Below are 20,569 nucleotides of genomic sequence, written 5' to 3' on the forward strand. Positions count from 1 at the left end.
CGTGTGAAGTTCAAAGGGATCTCTCACGAGATCCCTTTTTTATTGCTACTTTTAAGAATTATTGGCTTTAGAGGGTAAATCCAAACGCTGATTTGAATTGAGCCGCGATTTCATCTTTGCTCATTTGGTGATTTTGTGGTCCCTGGTGGGTAATTTTGATTGAACCCATTAAGCTGGCTAATCGACCAGTAGTTTCCCAGTCCATGCCATTTTCTAATCCAAAAAGCAGTCCACCTCGGAATGCATCACCACAACCGGTCGGATCAACCACTTTGGCTGCTGGTACTGGCGGAATCGCAATGCATTTACCTTCAAAGTAGATGTCTGCACCTTCAGCACCCTTGGTAACGATCAATGCTTTTACTCTCTCAGCCACTTTTGCCAAGCTCAGACCTGTTCTTTGGGAAAGCATTTCACCTTCGTAATCATTTACAGCGAGGTAGCTTGCAATATCTACGAGTTCTAGCAGTTCTGGACCGTTAAACATGGGCAAACCCTGGCCCGGATCAAATACAAATGGAATATCTGCTTCAGCTAATTGATGGCAGTGCTCCCACATTCCTTGGCGACCATCTGGGGCAACGATGCCGAATTTTGCTGCGCCTTTAGCATTCTTGCTACGTTCGGCAACCACAGTAGAAACTTGGTTTAGGTGGGATTCACCCATTGCACCAGGGTGAAAAGCGGTAATTTGATTATTGGCTTGATCGGTAGTAATCATCGCCTGAGCGGTGAATGCTTGTTCAATTTGACGAATGTGCGTTGCATCAATTTTGAGTTGCTTGAGGCGATCAAGATATGGCGCTGCATCACCACCTACCGTTGCCATGATGATAGGGTCGCCACCAAGTAAGCTTAGGTTGTAAGCAATATTGCCTGCACAGCCACCAAATTCACGGCGCATTGTAGGGACTAGGAATGCGACATTCAGGATGTGAATCTGCTCTGGCAGAATTTGATCGGCAAATTTGCCTTCAAAGTTCATGATGGTGTCGTAAGCGATAGAACCGCAGATCAAGCTGGCCATAAATAATTACTTTCTAATAATAATCAATTGGAATGAGTGTGAATTGGAGTTAGGAGTCTATTTTTCAGGGTAAAAAATTCTGACGCGATAGCCTGCTGCATTTTGCGGGAGGGAAATCGGCAATGCAGATGAAAAGATTTCACCAGAAGGAGCGCCTTGACGTAAAAAATCAGGATGCGATTCTTGCCAAGGTGTCGGCAACCATTCTTGGGGGGTAAATTGGATCGTTTTAATCTCCGATTCCTCTGCATCGGTGAGAGAAATTTCTAAATTTGGGAATAAAACAGGGATTGCAAGACGATTTTGTATTTCAACTTGCAGTACGGATTGGTTTAAAACGTTTTTAAGCCCCTCTCGCGCGTTTTCAGGCGAAAGGGTGACTGCAGTTATTTTCCAAGCGGCAAAATTGCTTACAGAGCGATTTACGCACCCTAGTGCACGACACAATTGCTCATCCAACTTCTGTAAAAGAGAAAAACTACTTGTTGCAATCACAGAAGAGCTGCCATCAACACGCGTTGCTAAGGTTGGTAGTAGGGAATTTCTAGAGAGATGCTCGCCGAAAATAATGAGCAAGAGGAAAAAAAGACTAAGAAAGATTAATTTAAGACTTTTTTTTTGAGCCGGCACTGAAGTCTCTGTGTTTTTAGCGGTCAAGCTCGCTTTATCAGTCTGTTCAGCTAGCGTGCCATGCAAGCAGACCCAACCTTCACTTTCTTTCCAAACTGAAAGAGTTAACCACTGGCTATAAGTTGCAATAACTTCCTCTGCTTGACGTGCAAGAACACCTGAGAGAACGATTTTTCCACCTGGACGCATCTTGTTTACCAAAGCTGGCGCTAAAACTTGTAGTGGGTTGGCCAAAATATTCGCCATCACGATGTCATATTTAGTTTCCGCAGCAAGTTCTGGAGCATTTTCATTGGGCAGAACGAAACGAATGGTCGTATTGTTGATTTCTGCATTGCAGCGAGCTGCAACCATGGCTTGTGGATCGATGTCAGTGCCCACAACTGGTTTGCATCCCAGTTTTGCGGCGGCAATGGCCAGAATTCCAGATCCACAGCCGTAATCAAGCAAGCTTTGATTTGAAAGTTGCGTATTTTGTTCAAGCCAAAGTAAGCAAAGGTGCGTAGTGGGGTGGCTGCCAGTACCAAACGCCAGACCAGGATCAACTGCTAAGCAAATTGCATTCGGGTCAGTAGGTGCTTCATGCCAAGAGGGCACTACCCAAATACGCTTACCAATTTGGATTGGGGCAAATTGACTTTGCGTTAATCGAACCCAGTCTTGTTCTTCAACAATTTTTTCTTGCGGAGCTGGAAGACTGAATCCTGCCTCTTTGAGCGATGCGAGGAGCTCGGGGATGAAGTTCACCGCATCCGAATCATCAATCTCTGGATTAAATAAGGCGGTTACTGAAGAGCGATCCCAAGCCTGAACTTCCGGTGAGAGGCCTGGCTCGCCATAAAGTGGATTTTCATCGTAACCACCAGCAGCATCATCTTCAACGGTGACGGAGAGTGCGCCCACCTCCAGCAATGCGTCACCTAAAGGCTCTGCAATTTCTGCGGGTACCGTGAAAACGAGTTCACGATAGGACATGCTGATTCCAAATCGACATCAATTGACCTAGAGCTTAAGGCTTGCCGCGACTGGCGGCTTGCTCTTCGAGGCGATGTTCCAGATAGTGAATGCTGGTGCCGCCCTCTATAAAGTTCGGATCGAGCATGAGTTCGCGATGTAGAGGTACGTTGGTTGTAATGCCATCAATCACCATTTCAGAGAGCGCAATTTGCATACGACGAATCGCTTGTTCGCGAGTATTGCCGTAAGAAATCAGCTTACCGATCATGGAATCGTAATTAGATGGCACAACATAACCACTGTAGGCATGTGAGTCGACACGAATTCCAGGGCCACCTGGCATGTGGAACGAACCAATTTTTCCTGGGCTTGGTGTGAACTTAAACGGATCTTCTGCATTCAAACGACATTCAATGGCGTGACCACGGAAAACAATGTCTTTCTGGCGATAGCTGAGTTTTAAGCCTGCAGCAATACGAATTTGCTCCTGAACAATATCCACCCCAGTAATCATTTCGGTGACTGGGTGCTCCACTTGAACGCGGGTATTCATCTCAATAAAGAAGAATTCACCATCTTCGTACAAGAATTCGAAGGTACCAGCGCCACGGTAGCCAATTTTTCTACAAGCTTCTGCACAGCGCTCACCAATCTTTGCAATCAAGCGACGATCAATGCCCGGTGCTGGAGCTTCTTCAATCACTTTTTGGTGGCGACGTTGCATTGAGCAGTCACGCTCACCTAACCAAATGGCATTGCCATGGGTGTCGGCCAAAATCTGGATCTCTACGTGGCGTGGCTTCTCAAGAAACTTCTCCATATAGACTTCTGGGTTGCCGAAAGCGCGACCTGCTTCTTCTTTGGTCATGTTGACAGCATTTAGTAATGCGGCTTCGGTGTGTACTACGCGCATACCGCGACCGCCACCACCGCCTGCAGCTTTAATGATGACTGGGTAACCCACCTTTTTTGCGGTAGCAATAATTTCTTTTGGATTGTCAGGCAATGCGCCTTCAGATCCAGGAACGCAAGGAACGCCCGCTTTGATCATGGCGCGCTTAGCTGAAACCTTATCGCCCATCAGGCGAATTGAGGCAGCAGTTGGGCCAATGAATGCAAAACCTGATTTCTCAACACGTTCAGCAAAGTCGGCATTCTCAGAGAGAAAGCCATAGCCTGGGTGAATCGCTTCAGCATCCGTTACTTCCGCCGCAGAAATGATGGCGGGCATATTGAGGTAGCTTAGTGGTGAGGGGGCAGGCCCGATGCAGACAGCTTCGTCTGCAAGCTTCACGTATTTGGCTTCTTTATCTGCGGTTGAGAACACCACCACAGTTTTAATTCCCAACTCGCGACATGCGCGTTGGATACGGAGAGCAATTTCTCCGCGATTGGCAATCAGAATCTTATCGAACATGTCGGCTCTGAGTTAAGTAACAGTGGATTGGAGTAGATCTAAGGGAGATCTATTAAGCGATGATGAATAGCGGCTGATCAAACTCAACACCTTGGCCGTTTTCACACAGAATTTGCTTGATGACACCGGCTTGCTCAGATTCGATCTCGTTGAGGAGCTTCATTGCTTCAATGATGCACAGCGTTTGACCAACTTTGACTGTATCGCCAACTTTGACAAAGTCTGGAGACTCAGGATTTGGAGCGCGATAGAAGGTTCCCACCATTGGTGAGCGAGCTACAAAGCCAGTTTCAGCAGGCGCTTCTTCGGCAGCTGGTGCAGCAACAGCTGGTGTAGCTGCAGGAGCGGCTTGCATTGCCTGAACCGGTGCTGGATTAGCGTAAACCACTTGACCGGCAGGAGCTGGAGATCCGGCATTCACAATGCGAACACGATCTTCACCTTCATTCACTTCTAATTCAGAAATTCCTGATTCAGAAACGAGGTCGATTAGGGTTTTTAGTTTTCTCAAGTCCATGGAAAGGCTTCCTCTCTTGTAATTCTTAATTAATCTTTATTTTTGCAAACGCGCAATTGCTGCCTGCAAGGCTAATTCGTATCCAATCGCTCCCAATCCACAGATCACGCCAGTAGCGATATCGGATAGATAAGAGTGTTTGCGGAATTCTTCACGCTGATGAATATTGGATAGATGAACTTCCGTGAATGGGATAGCAACCCCAGCCAAGGCATCGCGTAAGGCAACACTAGTATGCGTAAAGGCACCCGGATTGATGATGATGAAATCCACCCCATCTTGTTTGGCCTTTTGAACTCGGTCAATCAGCTCGCCTTCGTGATTACTTTGGAAGGTGGATAAATCGACAGAGTGAGACTTGGCGATCGTGCCAAGCTTTGTATGAATATCTTCTAAGGTGGTTTTACCGTAAACCTCTGGCTCACGGGTGCCCAACAGATTGAGGTTGGGGCCTTGGATAACGAGAATTGAAGTATTTTTCGACATAAATCGATATTTTTAGAGGCAGTTAGGTTTAATTACGTTAATAAAGTGCTTCTCTAAAACTGTGTACTTCATGAAGAATCCTCTTCACCAAGTACTGGGAAAGTATACCCCCAGACTCTGGTGAGAAGTCCAAAAAATGGACCATCAATCAGCAATTTTTAGGATTTTAAGAGCAGATATTGCAAGGTTTGGGTAAGAAATGCCTAATTCTTACCCATATTCTGAATGCTCAATGGCATTTAAAATATCTTATAAAGCCGATTTAATGGCTTTTCTGAGCTCTTCTTCGCTTATCTTGCCTAATTTGCTGCTTGTAGCTTTACCTTGGGTATTAATGATGATGGTGTATGGAAGGGCGCCTTGGCTATTCCCCATTTGCTTGGATAAATTACTGCCCTCTAGCCCGCCAATGACGATAGGATAAGAAACTGGGGTTTTTTCTAGGAATTCGCGAATATTAGAGGGTGAATCGATACCGATGCCGACAAATAAGACATTTTGAGCCTTAAACTCCGCCTGCAATTTGTCTAAAGTCGGCATTTCTTCAACACATGGAGGGCACCAAGAGGCCCAAAAGTTCACTACCAGGACTTTTCCTCGCCATTGTTCAGTATCAGCTGATTTTCCATCAGGCGTTTGCCATGGGTTGGCAAAAAAGGCTTTGATAGCGGGGTCACTTGCGAGACCTGTTTTGTAAATCCATTGCGAAGTGAGGACTCCCGCAACGAGCGCTGCGAGACTAATTGCGATGATGCTAATCCACTGTCTTCGGTTCATTGCTACTCCTTAGCTAAAATTCCCCAATGCATATTCATATCTTGGGCATTTGCGGTACTTTCATGGGCGGCATTGCCGCAATCGCTCGGCAGGCCGGACATCGTGTAACTGGCTGTGATGCCAACGTGTATCCACCAATGAGTACTCAGCTTGAGGCGCAGGGCATTGAGCTCATCGAGGGATTCTCGCCCGACCAATTATTACAGTTTGAGACGATGCCGGATTTATTTGTAATCGGCAACGTCGTTTCTCGTGGCAATCCGTTGATGGAAGCCATTCTTAATCAGGGACTTCCTTACACATCTGGACCACAGTGGCTAGGTGAGCAAGCATTGTTTGATAGACATGTATTGGCTGTGGCTGGTACGCACGGTAAAACAACCACCTCTGCCATGTTGGCGTGGATTTTAGAATTCAATGACTACAAGCCGGGTTATTTAATTGGTGGAGTGCCATTGAATTTCACGGTATCTGCTCGCTTAGGTGAGAGTAAATACTTTGTGATCGAAGCAGATGAATACGACACCGCGTTTTTTGATAAGCGTAGTAAGTTTGTTCACTATCGTCCGCGCACTGCGTTATTAAATAATCTTGAGTTTGATCACGCTGATATCTTTGCTGATCTTGCTGCAATCGAAACACAGTTTCATCATTTGGTACGTACGGTACCGGGTAATGGTCTTGTTGTGGTCAATGGTGAAGAGCCCGCTCTGGAGAGGGTGATCGCGCGAGGTGCTTGGGCGCCTGTTGAAAAGTTTGGGCAAGATAAAAACAATGCCTGGTCTTTAATTTCTCAAGCGGCGGATGGCTTCATTGTTTTGCAAGATGGCAAAGAGCTTACAACGGTTGCATGGGCTCCGGACTCCGGCGTCATGGGCCGACACAATCAACTCAATGCATTGGCAGCCATTGCATCCGCAAATCACATTGGCATTGCACCGACTGATGCAGCGCGTGCGCTTGCTGAGTTCAAAAATGTGAAGCGCCGTTTAGAAACAATTGGTGTAGCAAATGAAGTGACGGTCTACGATGATTTTGCACATCACCCCACAGCGATTATTACTACGGTAGATGGATTGCGTCGACGTGTGGGTGAGTCCCGAATTTTGGCGGTGCTGGAGCCACGTTCTAATACGATGAAACTCGGAGTGATGAAAGCTCAGCTACCCAATAGTCTGGAGGCGGCCGACAAGATTTTTGCTTATGGCGCTAGTGCCGGTAAAGATTCTTTGGGTTGGGATTTAAACGAAGTTTTAGCCCCATTAAATACAAAGAGTGACGATCGTGCTGCAGCCTTTGATGACCTATCCGCTTTGGTTAAGGCGGTTGCAAATGAAGCAAAGCCAGGAGATCACATTTTGGTGATGAGTAATGGCGGTTTTGGTGGCGTGCACCAAAAAATATTGACCGCAATACAAAAGAAAGCAAAGCAATGAGCATGAGATTAAAAGATAAAGTAGCCATCATTACTGGGGCCGCAAAAGGCATTGGTTTCGCAACGGCAAAGCGCTTTGCGCAAGAAGGTGCGAAAGTCATGATTGCAGATGTGAACCCTGAGGCAGTGAAGGCTGCAGTCGATCTCATTCCAGGCTCAGAAGCCTATGTTATGAATGTGACTGATCGCGCAAGTATTGAAGCGGCTGTTGATCAAATCATGCAACGTCACGGGCGCATTGATATCTTGATTAACAATGCGGGCATCACACAAGATGCCCGCTTAGTCAAAATGACGGAAGCACAATTTGATACGGTGATTGATGTCAATTTGAAGGGTGTATTCAATTGCACGCAATTAGTAGTGCCGCACATGTTGGAGGCAGGCAAGGGCGCTGTCGTCAATGCTTCAAGTGTTGTCGGTATCTATGGAAACTTTGGCCAGACAAATTATTCCGCTACGAAATTTGGTGTCATTGGTTTTACTAAAACTTGGGCGCGTGAATTGGGTGCAAAAGGTATTCGGGTAAATGCAGTGTGCCCAGGCTTTATTGCTACTGAGATGGTCAAAGCCATGCCAGAAAATATTCTGAAAGATATTGAAAGACGCAGCTGGTTAGGCCGCTTAGGTACTCCAGAAGAAATGGCGAACGTGTATTTATTCTTAGCGAGCGATGAAGCTAGCTATGTCAATGGCGTTGCACTTGAGGCCAGCGGCGGGATTTCTCTCTAAGCATGCATCTTTTATATGAAGAGGGTGGTGACATCAAGGTCGCCACAGTCCAGTCCGCCTCGGGTGCTGGAGATGCTGAATCTTGGCAGGCGACGAGCCTGTCCGGGAAAAAGATCAAACTAAAAGCCAAAGAAGTTTGGCTACGCTTTGAAAAGCCAGAACCACAAGCATTAATGGATGAGGCAAATACTTTATCTAAGGAGATTGATCTGCAGTTCTTATGGGATTGCGCGCCTGAAGAAGAGTTTGGTTTGGTTGATGTGGCACATGAGTACTTTGGTGCACAAGCCAGCATCCCGCAACAGACGGCATTAGCTATCGCTCTGCAAGGAGCGCCAGTATTCTTTCGTCGCAAAGGGCGTGGGCGTTTTCAAAGGGCGCCGTTAGAGCAGCTGCAGGCTGGTCTGGCTGCGCTCGAGCGCAAGCAAAAAGAATTAGAGCAACAGGCTGCATGGCAAAAGGAGTTGATAGCGGGCGTGTTTCCAGAAACACTTCAGCCTCAAGCAAATCAACTTCTGTTTTCTCCGGATAAAAATACCACTGCCTACAAAGCATTGATTGCTGCCTGTACTGAATCAGGAGAATCACCTGCCCAATTGATGATCCGTTGTGGTGCGATTGATTCACCTTTGCAATATCACCAGGGGATGTTCTTAAAGGCGCACTTCCCTCGGGGCGCTGAACATGACCAGAGTTTGGTTGTTGAGCAAGCTGCATTAGATGCCGCTATTTCAGAATTACCTTTAGCTGAAGTGACTGCCTTCTCAATTGATGATTCAGGTACTACTGAAATTGACGACGCTTTATCGGTGACTGCTCTTGAGGGTGGTGGGCATCGTATTGGCATTCATATCGCAGCGCCTGGTTTGGTGATCACTAAGGATGACGCTTTAGATAAGGTCGCGCGCACTCGTATGTCTACGGTGTATTTCCCTGGCGACAAGATTACGATGTTGCCCGACACAGTGATTTCGCAGTTCTCATTGGATGAGGGTGCCGCTCGCCCAGCTTTATCGATTTATGTGGACATCGATGCGGTTGGAGTCGTAGACAAAGAGACGCTGCAGTTGCGTGCTGAGATGGTCCCTATGGGAGCAAATCTACGCTTAGAGAATTTAGAGCATCTAGTAACGGAAGAAAGTCTGGCTGATGAATCGTCTGACTATGCGTATCGTCAAGAGCTCGGTGTGCTGTGGGCCGCAGCAAAGCTATTGCATGCAGGGCGCCAGGAGCAACGAGTAGTAAATGGATTGCGTGCGGAGCAATTAGGTGTCTTGGATCCCAGCGCCTTAGCGAGAGACTTTCATTTTCAAATCAAAGAAATTGATGGTTCACAGCGGGTAGAAATTACTCCGCGCCAACGCGGTTCGATCTTAGATACCATCGTTGCTGAGTGGATGATTTATTGCAATAGCGCTTCAGGGCGTTTGTTGGCAGATCATGGGATACCTGGTTTGTTCCGCACTCAAAAGGGCTGGGGTCCTTTGCGTACACGTATGCAGACCACCCCTGGTCCTCATGAAGGATTGGGCTTGGATTACTACGCCTGGTGCACTTCACCACTGCGTCGTTATTCAGATTTAGTGAATCAGTGGCAGTTGATTTCGATAGCTAAGCATGGCATCACTGCCAAGATGGTGGCACCATTCCCACCTCGAGATGCCGCTTTAATGGGTATTGCCGCCGATTTTGAAGCTTGCTATTCAGCTTACGGTGAATACCAGGATCGCCTTGAGAAATATTGGTGCTTGCGCTGGGTTGCTCAGGGTGAAGCTCCTAAGCAAGTCTTTGTGAGACATCTTAAGGAGGGTATGTCCCGAGTAGAGCCCGTGCCATTGCATCTACCGGTTCCAGAGTTGGCTACCCACCCACGTATGACTCGAGCTGAAGTGAGTATTGCTGATGTGGATCTTCTGCAGCTCACTGCGGGAGTACGAGTGCTTCATATCGAAACACCAGAAGTACCTGAGAGTGATGCAAATCCCACCTAAGCTGACTCAGTTAGTTACTCGTTTAGATGGTAGTTGGCGCCGCTACCCATTTGGCTATGCCTTAGGACTCTCGATTTTGGCCCACCTGATCTTTTTATCGTTTCGCTGGGGGATGGGAGAAATAGAGAATCGTCGTTTAAATACGCCCCTAAGCGTTGTCTTAGTCAATGCTAGCAATCAGGTAGCGCCTAAGCAGGCGAATAAATTAGCTCAGGCAGATTTGCATGGGGGCGGCAATACCCCTAACCAGGATGCAAGCGCATTACACCGAGCAAGGCTTGGTGCAGATGCTCGCCTTGAAGTTTTGGAGAAACAACAAAAACAAATGCTGGCCAAGCTCGAAGCAGATCGGGCACTAGCGGGTGGTCGCAAAAGTGGTGATGAGAAAAAAACCATGTCGCAGTTGAATTCTTTAGAAGCTGAGTTAGCGAAGCGTTTGCAAGTCAATGGCCGAGAGCCTCGTCGTAAGGTCTTGACGGGAGCTAGTACGAAGGCGGTTGTCTTTGCGCAGTATTACGATGCTATGCGTCAAAAGATTGAGGCTTATGGAAGCGCATTTTTCCCACGGGCTAATGGTAGGCCGCTGTATGGCAGCTTAGTGATTGTGGTGAGTGTAGATGCGCAAGGACGCATTGCCAATAATGGCCAGGGTAAAGATGGCTTAAGTATTGGGCGCAGCTCTGGCAATCCTGAGTTAGATCGCCAGGCCTTAGCGATTGTTCGAGCTTCCGCTCCCTTTGGAGTTTTCCCTGTGGAAATGCGCAATCAGATTGATATCCTGGATTGGGTGTCGACTTTTGATTTCACAAGAGATGGATCCGATCGCTTGGATTTGCGTCCTTAATTCAGCAGGCATCAATCAATTTCGCTTATCCTGTAGTCACTATGAGTCAAGCTACTTCCGCTGAGTTGCATACCGATCCCACTCAATTTCCTGGTGTGGACGTCTATGCGGTCGCGGGTAATCCGATCTCACACAGCAAATCGCCTGCTATTCATAAACGGTTCGCTGAGCAGTCACATCAAAAAATGTACTATGGACGTTTGCAGCCTGCGCTTGATGAATTTAAAACCGCTGCGCAATCTTTCTTTGCTGCTGGCGGTAAAGGTATGAATGTCACTGTTCCATTTAAGTTGGATGCCCAGGCACTGGCAGATGTATTAACGCCGCGTGCGCAGCTGGCTGGCGCTGTAAATACTTTGCGTATTGAAGATGGAAAAATCTTTGGTGACAACACCGATGGGTCTGGTTTAGTCAGAGACCTATTAGCACAGGGCATTCAGATTAAAGGCTCCCGAATTCTATTATTGGGGGCAGGTGGTGCTTCGCGTGGGGTGCTGGGTCCATTGCTAGAGCAATTGCCGAAAGAATTAATGATTGCCAATCGATCCAATGCCAAGGCTGATGAATTGGTTCGCTTGTTTGGTAGCTTGGCTGGCTCACTGGGTGTTGCATTACGGTCAGTTTCTTTAAGTGATCTTGAAGATGCTGGGAAGACTACATCTCCTTTTGATCTCATTATTAATGCCACTGCTGCTGGTCTATCTGACGCATCACCAATTAGTGATGTGGCGGCAAGCAATATTTTTACTCCAAAATCTTTTGGCTATGACATGGTCTACGGCAAAGCTACTGCGTTTATGCAACAAGCATTACATCGCGGTGCACGGGTAAGCGATGGCTTGGGCATGCTAGTAGAGCAGGCTGCTGACGCCTTCTTGATTTGGCATGGCGCTACGCTTGCTGATGCGATTGATCCTCGCGCCGTATTGGCAGAGCTTCGCACTTCATAGTTTCTAGCTAAGCTTCGATGCGCTGGCTTTCTTATCTTCTGAAATGTTTGCTGGGTGGTTTTGTTGCCATGCAAATGTACTTTGTCATTCAGATTGGATTGTGGGTAGTGCTAGATCCAAGTAGCACTGCATTTCAGAGGGCGGAGCGTTGGCGGCTTTGTGGCTTGTCTTGGTCTTGCCCGGTACAGTCTTCTTGGGTTCCTTACGACAAAATCGCGGCTAATCTCAAACGTGCGGTTTTGGTGAGTGAAGATGACATCTTCTTTCAGCATATGGGTGTGCGAGTGGAGGATATGCAAAAGGCATGGGCTAAAAATTCACAGCTAAATCAAAATGGCGGTAAAGCCAAAACTGCTTTACGTGGTGGTTCCACAATTACCCAGCAACTAGCGAAGAATCTTTTCCTCTCTTCAGAGCAGAATTATTTTCGCAAAGCTCAGGAGCTGATTATTACGGGCCTGCTTGAAGTAATACTGTCTAAGCAGAGGCTGTTCGAGATTTATCTCAATTCAGTAGAGTGGGGTGAGGGCATCTTTGGCATTGGCGCTGCCTCTCAACATTACTATGGAGTGAAGCCAGCATCGCTTGATCGCGAACAGGCGGCAGCATTAGCCTCTGCATTACCAGCTCCAAAGTGTTTCGACAAAGCGCAGTACTGCCGCAAAGCCAATATTCATTTCCCTACAAGACAAGACTTTATTTTGGAAAACATGGATAGAGTGGCTTTAACGCCCACCCCAAAACCAAAAGCGCGATAGGTCTGCCGTAACTTGACCCAACTCCTTTTTATTTACTAGCTGCAGCTCTCAATGCATCTCTCGTTGTGATGGCTACTTTTCTGGCTACTTCAGCAAAATCATTGCCTGAGCTTGCGTATAAGATTGCTCTAGAAGAGTTAATCATCATGCCGGTACCTGGTTTATTGGGAATGCCGCCAGCCTCAATAGTGGCATCGATATCGCCGCCTTGGGCGCCGATACCCGGAATAAGCAAAGGCATCTCACCCACAATCGCACGTACTTTGGCAATTTCTTCAGGGAAGGTTGCGCCAACTACGAGGCTAATTTGACCGGAGCTATTCCATTTCTGTGCGGCCAGCTTGGCAATATGCAGGTAAAGCGGTTCGCCATTGGGGGTCACATTCAAGAACTGAAGGTCAGAGCCTCCTGGATTTGAGGTGCGGCATAAAACAATCACGCCCTTGCCAGCGTGCTTTAGGTAGGGCTCGATTGTGTCAAAGCCCATGTAGGGGTTCACGGTCACCGCATCTGCACCGTAGCGCTCAAAGGCTTCTAATGCATAGTGGTCTGCTGTACTACCGATATCCCCACGCTTGGAGTCCAGGATGACGGGGATATGGGGATATTTATCTTTGAGGTATCGAGTCAGTTTTTCTAGTTGAGCTTCGGCTCTTTGAGAGGCGAAGTAGGCGAACTGGGGCTTAAAGGAGCAAACAGTATCCGCGGTGGCATCAGCGATCTCGCGGCAGAACTCAAAAATCCCCTCAGGCTTACCCTGAAATGCAGTGGGCAAGCGCTTAAGATCTGGATCAAAGCCCACACACAACATACTGCCTTGGGAAGCCCATGCGGACTGGAGTTGTTGGGTAAAGGTATTTGGACTGGAGTTCATTGGGATTAAGCTTATTTTAGTGAAACTGTCATGAGCTATAGGATAAACTAGCGACCATTCCTTAGGAGTTCACCATGATCAACTTGTTCGTCCTGCAAAATGGCCGCCTCTCTCAAGAGCAAGTGGAAGATCGCAATGAATTGTTGCAATACTCCAACCCTATCTGGATCGACGTTGTTGACCCTGAAGAGGAAGAGCTCCTATGGATTAAAGAGGCTTTTGGCGTTCTTTTGCCTGAATTAGATGATTTGGGTGACTTAGAAGCTTCTGCGCGTTATTTCGAGGCAGATGACGGCCACCTCCATATTCGTACCGATTTCCTATTGGATGAAGAAGAAACTTCTCGTAACGTGCGAGTCGCTTTCGTGATGACCAAGCAAGTTTTGTTCTCTATTCATGATGAAGATTTACCGGTTTTCCGCTTGGTGCGTTTGCGCGCCCGTTTGCGCCCAGGTTCAGTGAGTAATGCAAAAGACGTTTTGCTGGACTTGTATTCCACCGATGCTGAGTATTCCGCCGATGCTTTGGAAGAGGTTTATGAAAACCTTGAGCAAGCAGGTAAGCGCGTACTGCAAGATGACATCACTGATAACGATGCAGAAGAAGTGCTCGAAACAATTGCTAAGGAAGAAGATACGAACGGACGCATTCGTCGCAATGTAATGGATACCCGTCGTGCTTTGTCATTCTTAATGCGTAGCAAATTATTGTCCGACGAGCAGCAAGAAGAAGCGCGTCAGATTTTGAGAGACATTGATTCACTGGAAAACCATACCGCGTTCTTGTTCGATAAGATTAACTTCTTGATGGATGCGACAGTCGGTTTTATTAATTTGAACCAAAGTAAGATCATCAAGATCTTCTCGGTGGTATCAGTTGCCTTAATGCCACCTACTTTATTAGCTAGTGTGTGGGGCATGAACTTCCGCTACATGCCTGAGCTAGAACAGACTTGGGGTTATCCAGTTGCCATTATTTCTATGGTGATTTCAGCGATGATTCCATTGGGCTACTTCCGCCACAAGGGTTGGTTAAGCTCACGCTAATTCTGTAGCGCTACCTTGTTAGGCGTTTTTGGGTTTGATCAATTCCAGAAATTGAGAGAGCGCAAAGTCGCGGGCTTGTTCCCGCACGATTTGACGATCACCGTTGAAATGCCTGGTCAGTGTGGCGGTATTGATTACATCATTTCCAATGCTCTCTTTAATTGCCCAGCCAAAGCAGACAGTGCCAACTGGTTTTTCAGGTGAGCCACCTGTTGGGCCAGCGATGCCAGTGATGGAGATGGCGGCATTGACGTTTGCATTGCGTAGTGCCCCCTCAGCCATCGCTTTAGCAACTGGCTCACTTACTGCGCCAAAAGATTCAATTGTTTCTGCTGGAACATCTAAGCATTCGGATTTTGCGGCATTGCTATAGGTGATGTAGCCTCGCTCAAGCCAATCGCTTGAGCCTGCTAAATCCGTCAGGGTTGCGCAGACAAGGCCGCCGGTACAGGATTCAGCTAAGGCAATTTTCCAACCTCGACCCATGAGAAGTAGGGCAACAGCTCTCGCTAGTTCATGCTGAGGATCGTTATTATTTTTCATGAGATATAGCTCAATCCAATAAGTAAAAGCGTCATGGTGAGTAGGGTGAAAAATGCTGCAGCTAAATCGTCGGCAATAATTCCGAAGCCGCGCCAAAGTATTAAACCAAAATTGGATGGAGAGGAATTATCGCCACCTTCTAAATGTTTAAAGTGTCGATCAATCATTCCAATCGGACCTGGCTTGACCGCATCAAAAAATCGGAAGAGTGCAAAAGCCAAAATTTGTATCCATAGGCTTGCTGGCATGATGAAAATCAATACGAGCCAGAATGCAACTATTTCATCCCACACAATGCCACCAAAATCTTTTTTTCCTAACTCCTCACTGACTTGTCCGCAGATCCAACAGCCCAGCAATATTCCAATTCCGATGACCCATAACCAAGCTTCAGTAGATAGAAAATATTCGCCTATCAAGAATGCAGCCCAGGCCCAGAGAGTTCCGACGGTACCAGGTGCAAATGGCGCCAAACCACTACCCATACCGAACGCCAGGGCGCGGCTGGGTTTGCTAAATACCCACTTGAGATTTGGAGTCAACATGGAGGAGTCTGGTGAATTGGTTTGTGTATTCATGCGAAGTGATCAAAAGATTTCAGCAGCAAACCTGCTTGCTGAGAATTTAATTCTTTCCCATCGCTATCGATGATGCATATCTCAGGTGCTGAGTGTTGCATGGATTTGATGCTACCAATTTGAGTGAGTGGAAGATTTAGGTCTGCACTTATTTTGGTAATGACATCCCGTTTGCTACTGGGGACAGTAAAGCACAGCTCGTAATCATCTCCACCACTCGCAGTGTACTGATTCTGGATGGTTTGTGATTGTTTGAGTAGCGTGTTGGATTTTGGAATTCGGTCTAAAAAGATTTCTGCATCTTTGTTTGATTGTTTGAGGATGTGTCTCAGATCGCCCAAGAGGCCATCAGAAATATCTAAAGCGGAATTAGCTACATTTCTTAAGGCAATACCTAAATTCAATCTGGGGGTGGGTTGGTGCATGCGTGCCTCAACAAGCGCTAAATCATCTTTTGATAATTCAATTTCATGACGCAGTGCAGCAAGAGTAAGTCTTGCATCACCAACGGTTCCTGAAACCCAAATGTCGTCACCTTCCGATGCCCCCGATCTTCGAATGGCTTTGTCTCTTGGAATGCTGCCAAAGGCGGTGACGCAAATATTGAGTGGGCCAGCAGTGGTGTCGCCACCAATCAGTGGGCAGTCATATTCATTGGCAATGGCAAATAAACCTCTACTAAAGGCCTCCAGCCAGCTTGGATTTGGGTCTGGCAATGCCAGTGCCAAAGTAAAGCCCAAAGGCTTGGCACCCATGGCTGCCAGGTCTGAGAGGTTGACTGCTAGGGCTTTCCAGCCCAGCCACTCTGGATTAGCATCTGGGAAAAAGTGTCGCCCGGAGACCAGCATATCGCTGGTGATCGCAATTTCTTCAGTGGGGTCGATTTTGAGTAGAGCGCAGTCATCACCAATCCCCAGCTTCACCTGGCCAGGATTGTTTGCAAGCATGAGCTCTGACTGCGTTTTGAAGAAACGCTGAATCAAGTCAAATTCGCCGAGTGGGGATGTTTGAGATTGCATGCCCCATTTTATGGCTCTTGGGAGTCTTCCATCCGAGAGGAATAGAATTAGAAGCTTGAACACGCCTGATTGATGAGTGAACTGATGAGTAAACCAAGTAATAGCAGCAAAGAACAGCAAATAGCGGATTTAAGAGCGGCTGCTCTCCACTATCACGAGTTTCCTACCCCGGGAAAGATTGAGATTGCCCCCACAAAGCAACTAACGAATCAGCGAGACTTGGCGCTTGCGTATACGCCCGGTGTGGCTGCTCCTTGCGAAGAGATTGTTAAGGATCCTGCAAATGCCTTCAAGTACACGGCGCGCGGTAATTTAGTTGGTGTCATTACTAACGGCACTGCAGTCTTAGGTTTGGGAAATATTGGACCATTGGCAAGTAAGCCAGTGATGGAGGGTAAAGCAGTTCTCTTCAAGAAATTTGCTGGCATTGATGTTTTCGATATCGAAGTGAATGAAAACGATCCAGATAAATTAGTTGAAATCATTGCAGCACTTGAGCCTACTTTCGGTGGCATCAATTTAGAAGACATCAAAGCGCCAGATTGTTTTGTGGTTGAGCGTAAGTTACAAGCTCGCATGAAGATCCCCGTCTTTCATGATGATCAACATGGAACTGCGATCGTAGTTGCTGCTGCAATTCTCAATGGTTTAAAAGTGGTTGGTAAAGATGTCGGCAATGTGAAGTTAGTTACCTCGGGTGCTGGCGCTGCTGCTTTAGCTTGTTTAGATTTATTGGTTGACCTTGGTATCCCGCGTAAGAATATTTGGGTTACTGACTTGGCTGGCGTTGCTTATAAAGGTCGTAAAGAATTAATGGATCCTGAGAAGGAGCCATTCTGCCAAGAGACAGAACTACGCACACTAGATCAAGCAATTGAAGGCGCCGATATTTTCTTAGGTCTTTCTGCTGGTGGTGTGTTGAAGCAAGACATGGTTAAGAAGATGGCGCCTAAGCCATTGGTCTTTGCCTTGGCAAATCCAACACCAGAGATTCTTCCTGAAGAAGTAAAAGAAGTTCGTCCTGATGCAGTCATGGCAACTGGCCGTACTGATTATCCAAATCAAGTGAATAACGTATTGTGCTTTCCGTTCATCTTCCGCGGTGCATTAGACGTTGGTGCAACCACCATTACTCGCGGCATGGAAGTCGCCGCAGTGAGGGCTGTAGCGGAGTTGGCGCAAGCTGAGCAGAGCGAAGTAGTGACCTCTGTGTATGGCATTGAGAACTTATCTTTTGGTCCTGAGTATTTAATTCCGAAACCATTTGACCCACGCCTGATTACTGTCATCGCACCCGCGGTTGCTAAGGCGGCAATGGATGATGGTGTTGCTCAACGTCCGATTAAAGACTTTGATGCATACCGCAATCAGTTGCAACAATTTGTGTACCACTCCGGTACTTTGATGAAGCCACTATTTAGCATTGCTAAACGTGTGCCTGCCGCACAAAAACGTATCGTGTTTGCCGAAGGTGAAGATGAACGAGTATTACGTGCCGCACAAATCATCATTGATGAGCATTTAGCTACCCCGATTTTGATTGGTCGTCCAGCAGTGATCGAGCATCGCATCGAGAAGTTTGGTTTGCGCATTAAATCAGGCGAAGACTTTGAGATTGTGAATCCCGAGAACGATCCACGCTATCGTGATTTCTGGCAAACCTATTTAGCCTTGACTGAGCGTAAGGGCGTTACCGAATCTTTTGCCAAGCTAGAGATGCGTCGTCGTAATAGCTTGATCGGTTCGATCATGATCAGCAAAGGTATGGCTGATGGCATGATTTGTGGAACGGTTGGTAATTCAGCTACGCATTTGAAGTATGTAGATGAGGTAGTTGGTCACGAGCCTGGTGCGAATGTTTATGGCGCGATGTCGGGCTTGATCTTGCCCGGCCGCCAAGTATTCTTGGTGGATACCCATGTGAATATCGATCCTACTGCTGAACAGTTGGCTGAGTTGACCTTGATGGCTGCGAGCGAAATGCGTAAGTTGGGTCTTGTACCGAAAGTGGCATTACTTTCACATTCCAACTTTGGCTCAAGTAATGCGCCATCCGCAATCAAAATGCGTGAAGTGTTGGCTTTGATTCAAAAAGCAGATCCAGCACTTGAGGTGGATGGTGAAATGCATGGCGATAGCGCTTTGGATGAAAGTATTCGTGCCAGTGCAGTTACTTCATCTTCTTTAAAGGGTGATGCGAACTTGCTCGTGCTGCCTAATATTGATGCCGCTAACATTTCTTACAACCTGTTAAAGACTGCTGCTGGCAATGGTATTGCCATTGGACCGTTGCTCTTAGGCGCTGCTGAGCCAATTCATATTCTCACGCCATCGGCTACTGTGCGTCGTATTGTGAATGTGACCACTTTAGCGGTAGTTGAGGCAGCTAGTAATGCCAGGGGCGTAGCTTAATCCTTTAAGTAGGGCTTTTATTTATGTTAGTTAGCAATAACTAACATAAATAATTATTATATAAATCAATGGTTTATATAAAATGCACTGTAATTGGGCTTGATTTGATGGCGTGTTAAGGGTAACCTAGCACCCATCATGAATAATCGCTCTGAAAACGGCACTACAGTAGGCTTCGACGAACACAGTCGAGCTGAAAGTTGGGATAGCAACGATCGACTTGAAACCGAGTCATCCGCTGCCAACATCTATGCTGAGGGTGGTTTATCTCGTTTACAAACCTATGCAGCAAATCAAGTTTCGGGGAAAAAAGTGACAGCTTCTTGGCGTGCCGCTTTGGCCGTTCGCGATGCCGGACCGCCGGCAATGTTGCGCAGTGTGCGCCCTAATATCGTGCAATCTATTCGCGCTTTCCGCACTCCTGACCTTCAGGAAGCCGCTACAGAGCTTGGCCAACATTTCATTTACGCCAACTGTGCAAATGCGATGACTAAAGGTGAAGTTTTGGAAGCGATTGCGATTGCCTACACATTTACGAAGCAACAAGCGAAGAATTTCGATCCCTTGTTGGATGCTTTGACGACTACTGTTGATAAATCTGGCCCACAGCCAGGTTTCGTAGTGGTGCTCGAAGGCTTGCCTTGTACTCAGAAGTTTGACAAAGAAGCTCGCGAGACCCTATTAGATGTGTTCCGTGATGCTGTGGACTTCTGGTCTGAGCGCCGCACACCGTATCGCGTGTTCTACTCCTTCGCCTAATCACTCGTTATAAGTAACGAAGCGGTAAGGTAGTAAATCAGCATAAATCGCCTCTATTTGAGGCGATTTTGTATTTCTGGATCCCAAATGCTGTGAACCGCGGTGATTGCCACAATTCCAGCAGTCTCAGTTCGCAATACCCGGTCACCTAGAGAAACAATCTGATACCCAGCGGCTTGAGCTTGAGCCTCTTCTTCTGGCGAATGCCCGCCCTCAGGTCCAATCATCAAAATAATATCCTGCGGCGGACTTTCAATTAATACTGAATACAGGCTTTTATCGCTATCAGGGCTTAAAAGTAGTTTAAGTTTGGCTTTTTGTGGCTTCTGTAGATAACTTTCAAAACCTTGCACAGGTTCTACGGTGGCTAAGACCGTGCGATCACATTGCTCACAGGCCGCCTGAACAATGCCCTCCCAGTGAAGAAGGCGTTTTTGAGCGCGTTCGGCATCGCTAGAGCGCGTCAATTTAATCACTGAGCGCTCACACTGCAGTGGTGCAATGACTTGAGCACCGGTCTCTATAGCCTTCTCTACGACCCAATCCATCTTGTCCCCACCAGCCAAGCCTTGTGCCAAGGTAATGGCATAAGGACTCTCGCGATGGGTGTCTAGACGAATATCACTTAACTCCGCTTCCCCGGATTTATTGCTCAGGGAAAGGAGTTTGGCTTTGGCAACTTGCCCTTTGCCATCAAAGATGGGGAAGAATTCACCCACTTGGATGCGGCGGACGCGCAAGTGATGTGCAAGCTCGGGGGTGAGGGTATTTGGCTTTTGGGTTTCCCATGGCCCGGGAAGATAAAATTGAGGCATTA

At 47.2% G+C, this 20,569-nt stretch carries 20 protein-coding genes and 1 pseudogene; 9 read left to right on the forward strand and 12 right to left on the reverse strand.

Annotated features, from left to right (window positions below):
- Window positions 1-67: 67 nt before the first annotated feature.
- The 7 genes and pseudogenes from ICN14_RS07610 to ICN14_RS07635 form a co-directional block, all read right to left on the reverse strand.
- Complete coding sequence (locus tag ICN14_RS07610) at window positions 68-1,027, reverse strand: carbohydrate kinase family protein (protein WP_216225829.1); 960 nt, start codon at window positions 1,025-1,027, stop codon at window positions 68-70.
- A gap of 57 nt (window positions 1,028-1,084) precedes the next feature.
- Window positions 1,085-1,657, reverse strand: coding sequence for a DUF3426 domain-containing protein (locus ICN14_RS10375; protein ID WP_370624830.1), 573 nt, complete (start codon window positions 1,655-1,657; stop codon window positions 1,085-1,087).
- 45 nt (window positions 1,658-1,702) lie between these two features.
- A pseudogene (gene prmA / locus ICN14_RS10380) lies at window positions 1,703-2,632 on the reverse strand (50S ribosomal protein L11 methyltransferase); the annotation flags it as partial.
- Window positions 2,633-2,666: 34 nt separating this feature from the next.
- Window positions 2,667-4,031, reverse strand: a complete 1,365-nt coding sequence (accC, locus tag ICN14_RS07620) for an acetyl-CoA carboxylase biotin carboxylase subunit (protein ID WP_216225831.1) — start codon at window positions 4,029-4,031, stop codon at window positions 2,667-2,669.
- 52 nt (window positions 4,032-4,083) lie between these two features.
- The gene (gene accB, locus ICN14_RS07625; protein ID WP_216225832.1) at window positions 4,084-4,548 is read right to left on the reverse strand and encodes an acetyl-CoA carboxylase biotin carboxyl carrier protein; all 465 of its coding nucleotides are present in this window, start codon (window positions 4,546-4,548) and stop codon (window positions 4,084-4,086) included.
- A gap of 36 nt (window positions 4,549-4,584) precedes the next feature.
- Complete coding sequence (gene aroQ, locus ICN14_RS07630) at window positions 4,585-5,034, reverse strand: type II 3-dehydroquinate dehydratase (protein WP_216225833.1); 450 nt, start codon at window positions 5,032-5,034, stop codon at window positions 4,585-4,587.
- Between the two features lie 249 nt (window positions 5,035-5,283).
- On the reverse strand, window positions 5,284-5,811 hold the full coding sequence (locus ICN14_RS07635) for a TlpA disulfide reductase family protein (RefSeq protein ID WP_216225834.1): 528 nt from the start codon (window positions 5,809-5,811) through the stop codon (window positions 5,284-5,286).
- A 26-nt stretch (window positions 5,812-5,837) separates the two neighbouring features.
- On the opposite strand from ICN14_RS07635, the gene mpl reads away from it, so the two are divergent.
- The 6 genes from mpl to mtgA are packed head-to-tail and all read left to right on the forward strand — an operon-like array spanning window position 5,838 to window position 12,521.
- Complete coding sequence (gene mpl / locus ICN14_RS07640) at window positions 5,838-7,247, forward strand: UDP-N-acetylmuramate:L-alanyl-gamma-D-glutamyl-meso-diaminopimelate ligase (RefSeq protein WP_216225835.1); 1,410 nt, start codon at window positions 5,838-5,840, stop codon at window positions 7,245-7,247.
- 2 nt (window positions 7,248-7,249) lie between these two features.
- A complete protein-coding gene (gene fabG, locus ICN14_RS07645) occupies window positions 7,250-7,978 on the forward strand; it encodes a 3-oxoacyl-ACP reductase FabG (RefSeq protein ID WP_216179542.1) in 729 nt (242 codons plus the stop codon).
- A gap of 2 nt (window positions 7,979-7,980) precedes the next feature.
- Window positions 7,981-9,969: a ribonuclease catalytic domain-containing protein gene (locus ICN14_RS07650; RefSeq protein ID WP_216225836.1), complete on the forward strand. Its 1,989-nt coding sequence runs from the start codon at window positions 7,981-7,983 to the stop codon at window positions 9,967-9,969.
- Entirely contained in the window at window positions 9,953-10,813 is an 861-nt protein-coding gene (locus tag ICN14_RS07655) for a cell envelope integrity protein TolA (protein ID WP_216225837.1), read from the forward strand. Before ICN14_RS07650 ends, ICN14_RS07655 begins: the two co-directional genes overlap by 17 nt.
- A gap of 41 nt (window positions 10,814-10,854) precedes the next feature.
- Window positions 10,855-11,763, forward strand: coding sequence for a shikimate dehydrogenase (aroE, locus tag ICN14_RS07660; RefSeq protein ID WP_216225838.1), 909 nt, complete (start codon window positions 10,855-10,857; stop codon window positions 11,761-11,763).
- A gap of 17 nt (window positions 11,764-11,780) precedes the next feature.
- Window positions 11,781-12,521, forward strand: a complete 741-nt coding sequence (gene mtgA / locus ICN14_RS07665) for a monofunctional biosynthetic peptidoglycan transglycosylase (protein WP_216225839.1) — start codon at window positions 11,781-11,783, stop codon at window positions 12,519-12,521.
- A gap of 28 nt (window positions 12,522-12,549) precedes the next feature.
- Here the strand turns inward: mtgA and pyrF are convergent, their stop codons facing one another.
- The gene (gene pyrF / locus ICN14_RS07670; protein WP_216225840.1) at window positions 12,550-13,395 is read right to left on the reverse strand and encodes an orotidine-5'-phosphate decarboxylase; all 846 of its coding nucleotides are present in this window, start codon (window positions 13,393-13,395) and stop codon (window positions 12,550-12,552) included.
- 74 nt (window positions 13,396-13,469) lie between these two features.
- On the opposite strand from pyrF, the gene corA reads away from it, so the two are divergent.
- Complete coding sequence (gene corA / locus ICN14_RS07675) at window positions 13,470-14,441, forward strand: magnesium/cobalt transporter CorA (RefSeq protein ID WP_015420400.1); 972 nt, start codon at window positions 13,470-13,472, stop codon at window positions 14,439-14,441.
- An 18-nt stretch (window positions 14,442-14,459) separates the two neighbouring features.
- On the opposite strand, the gene ICN14_RS07680 is transcribed toward corA, so the two are convergent.
- Genes ICN14_RS07680 through thiL form a run of 3 tightly spaced genes read right to left on the reverse strand, consistent with a single transcriptional unit; the run spans window position 14,460 to window position 16,581 of the window.
- Window positions 14,460-14,984 (reverse strand): CinA family protein, encoded by a 525-nt coding sequence (locus ICN14_RS07680; RefSeq protein ID WP_216225841.1) that lies wholly within the window; start codon window positions 14,982-14,984, stop codon window positions 14,460-14,462.
- Window positions 14,981-15,562 (reverse strand): phosphatidylglycerophosphatase A, encoded by a 582-nt coding sequence (locus ICN14_RS07685; protein WP_216225842.1) that lies wholly within the window; start codon window positions 15,560-15,562, stop codon window positions 14,981-14,983. The genes ICN14_RS07680 and ICN14_RS07685 overlap by 4 nt, the downstream gene beginning before the upstream one ends.
- On the reverse strand, window positions 15,559-16,581 hold the full coding sequence (gene thiL, locus ICN14_RS07690) for a thiamine-phosphate kinase (RefSeq protein WP_216225843.1): 1,023 nt from the start codon (window positions 16,579-16,581) through the stop codon (window positions 15,559-15,561). The genes ICN14_RS07685 and thiL overlap by 4 nt, the downstream gene beginning before the upstream one ends.
- Window positions 16,582-16,665: 84 nt before the next feature.
- Here thiL and ICN14_RS07695 point away from each other — a divergent pair, with 84 nt between their 5' ends.
- Window positions 16,666-18,993, forward strand: a complete 2,328-nt coding sequence (locus ICN14_RS07695) for an NADP-dependent malic enzyme (RefSeq protein ID WP_216225844.1) — start codon at window positions 16,666-16,668, stop codon at window positions 18,991-18,993.
- 138 nt (window positions 18,994-19,131) lie between these two features.
- Entirely contained in the window at window positions 19,132-19,752 is a 621-nt protein-coding gene (locus ICN14_RS07700) for a barstar family protein (protein WP_015420405.1), read from the forward strand.
- Between the two features lie 53 nt (window positions 19,753-19,805).
- Here ICN14_RS07700 and ICN14_RS07705 read toward each other — a convergent pair whose 3' ends face one another.
- Window positions 19,806-20,567, reverse strand: a complete 762-nt coding sequence (locus ICN14_RS07705) for a 16S rRNA (uracil(1498)-N(3))-methyltransferase (RefSeq protein ID WP_216225845.1) — start codon at window positions 20,565-20,567, stop codon at window positions 19,806-19,808.
- Window positions 20,568-20,569: the final 2 nt, after the last annotated feature.

It is taken from the genome of Polynucleobacter sp. MG-27-Goln-C1 (assembly GCF_018881905.1).
In the GTDB taxonomy this organism is placed as follows: domain Bacteria; phylum Pseudomonadota; class Gammaproteobacteria; order Burkholderiales; family Burkholderiaceae; genus Polynucleobacter.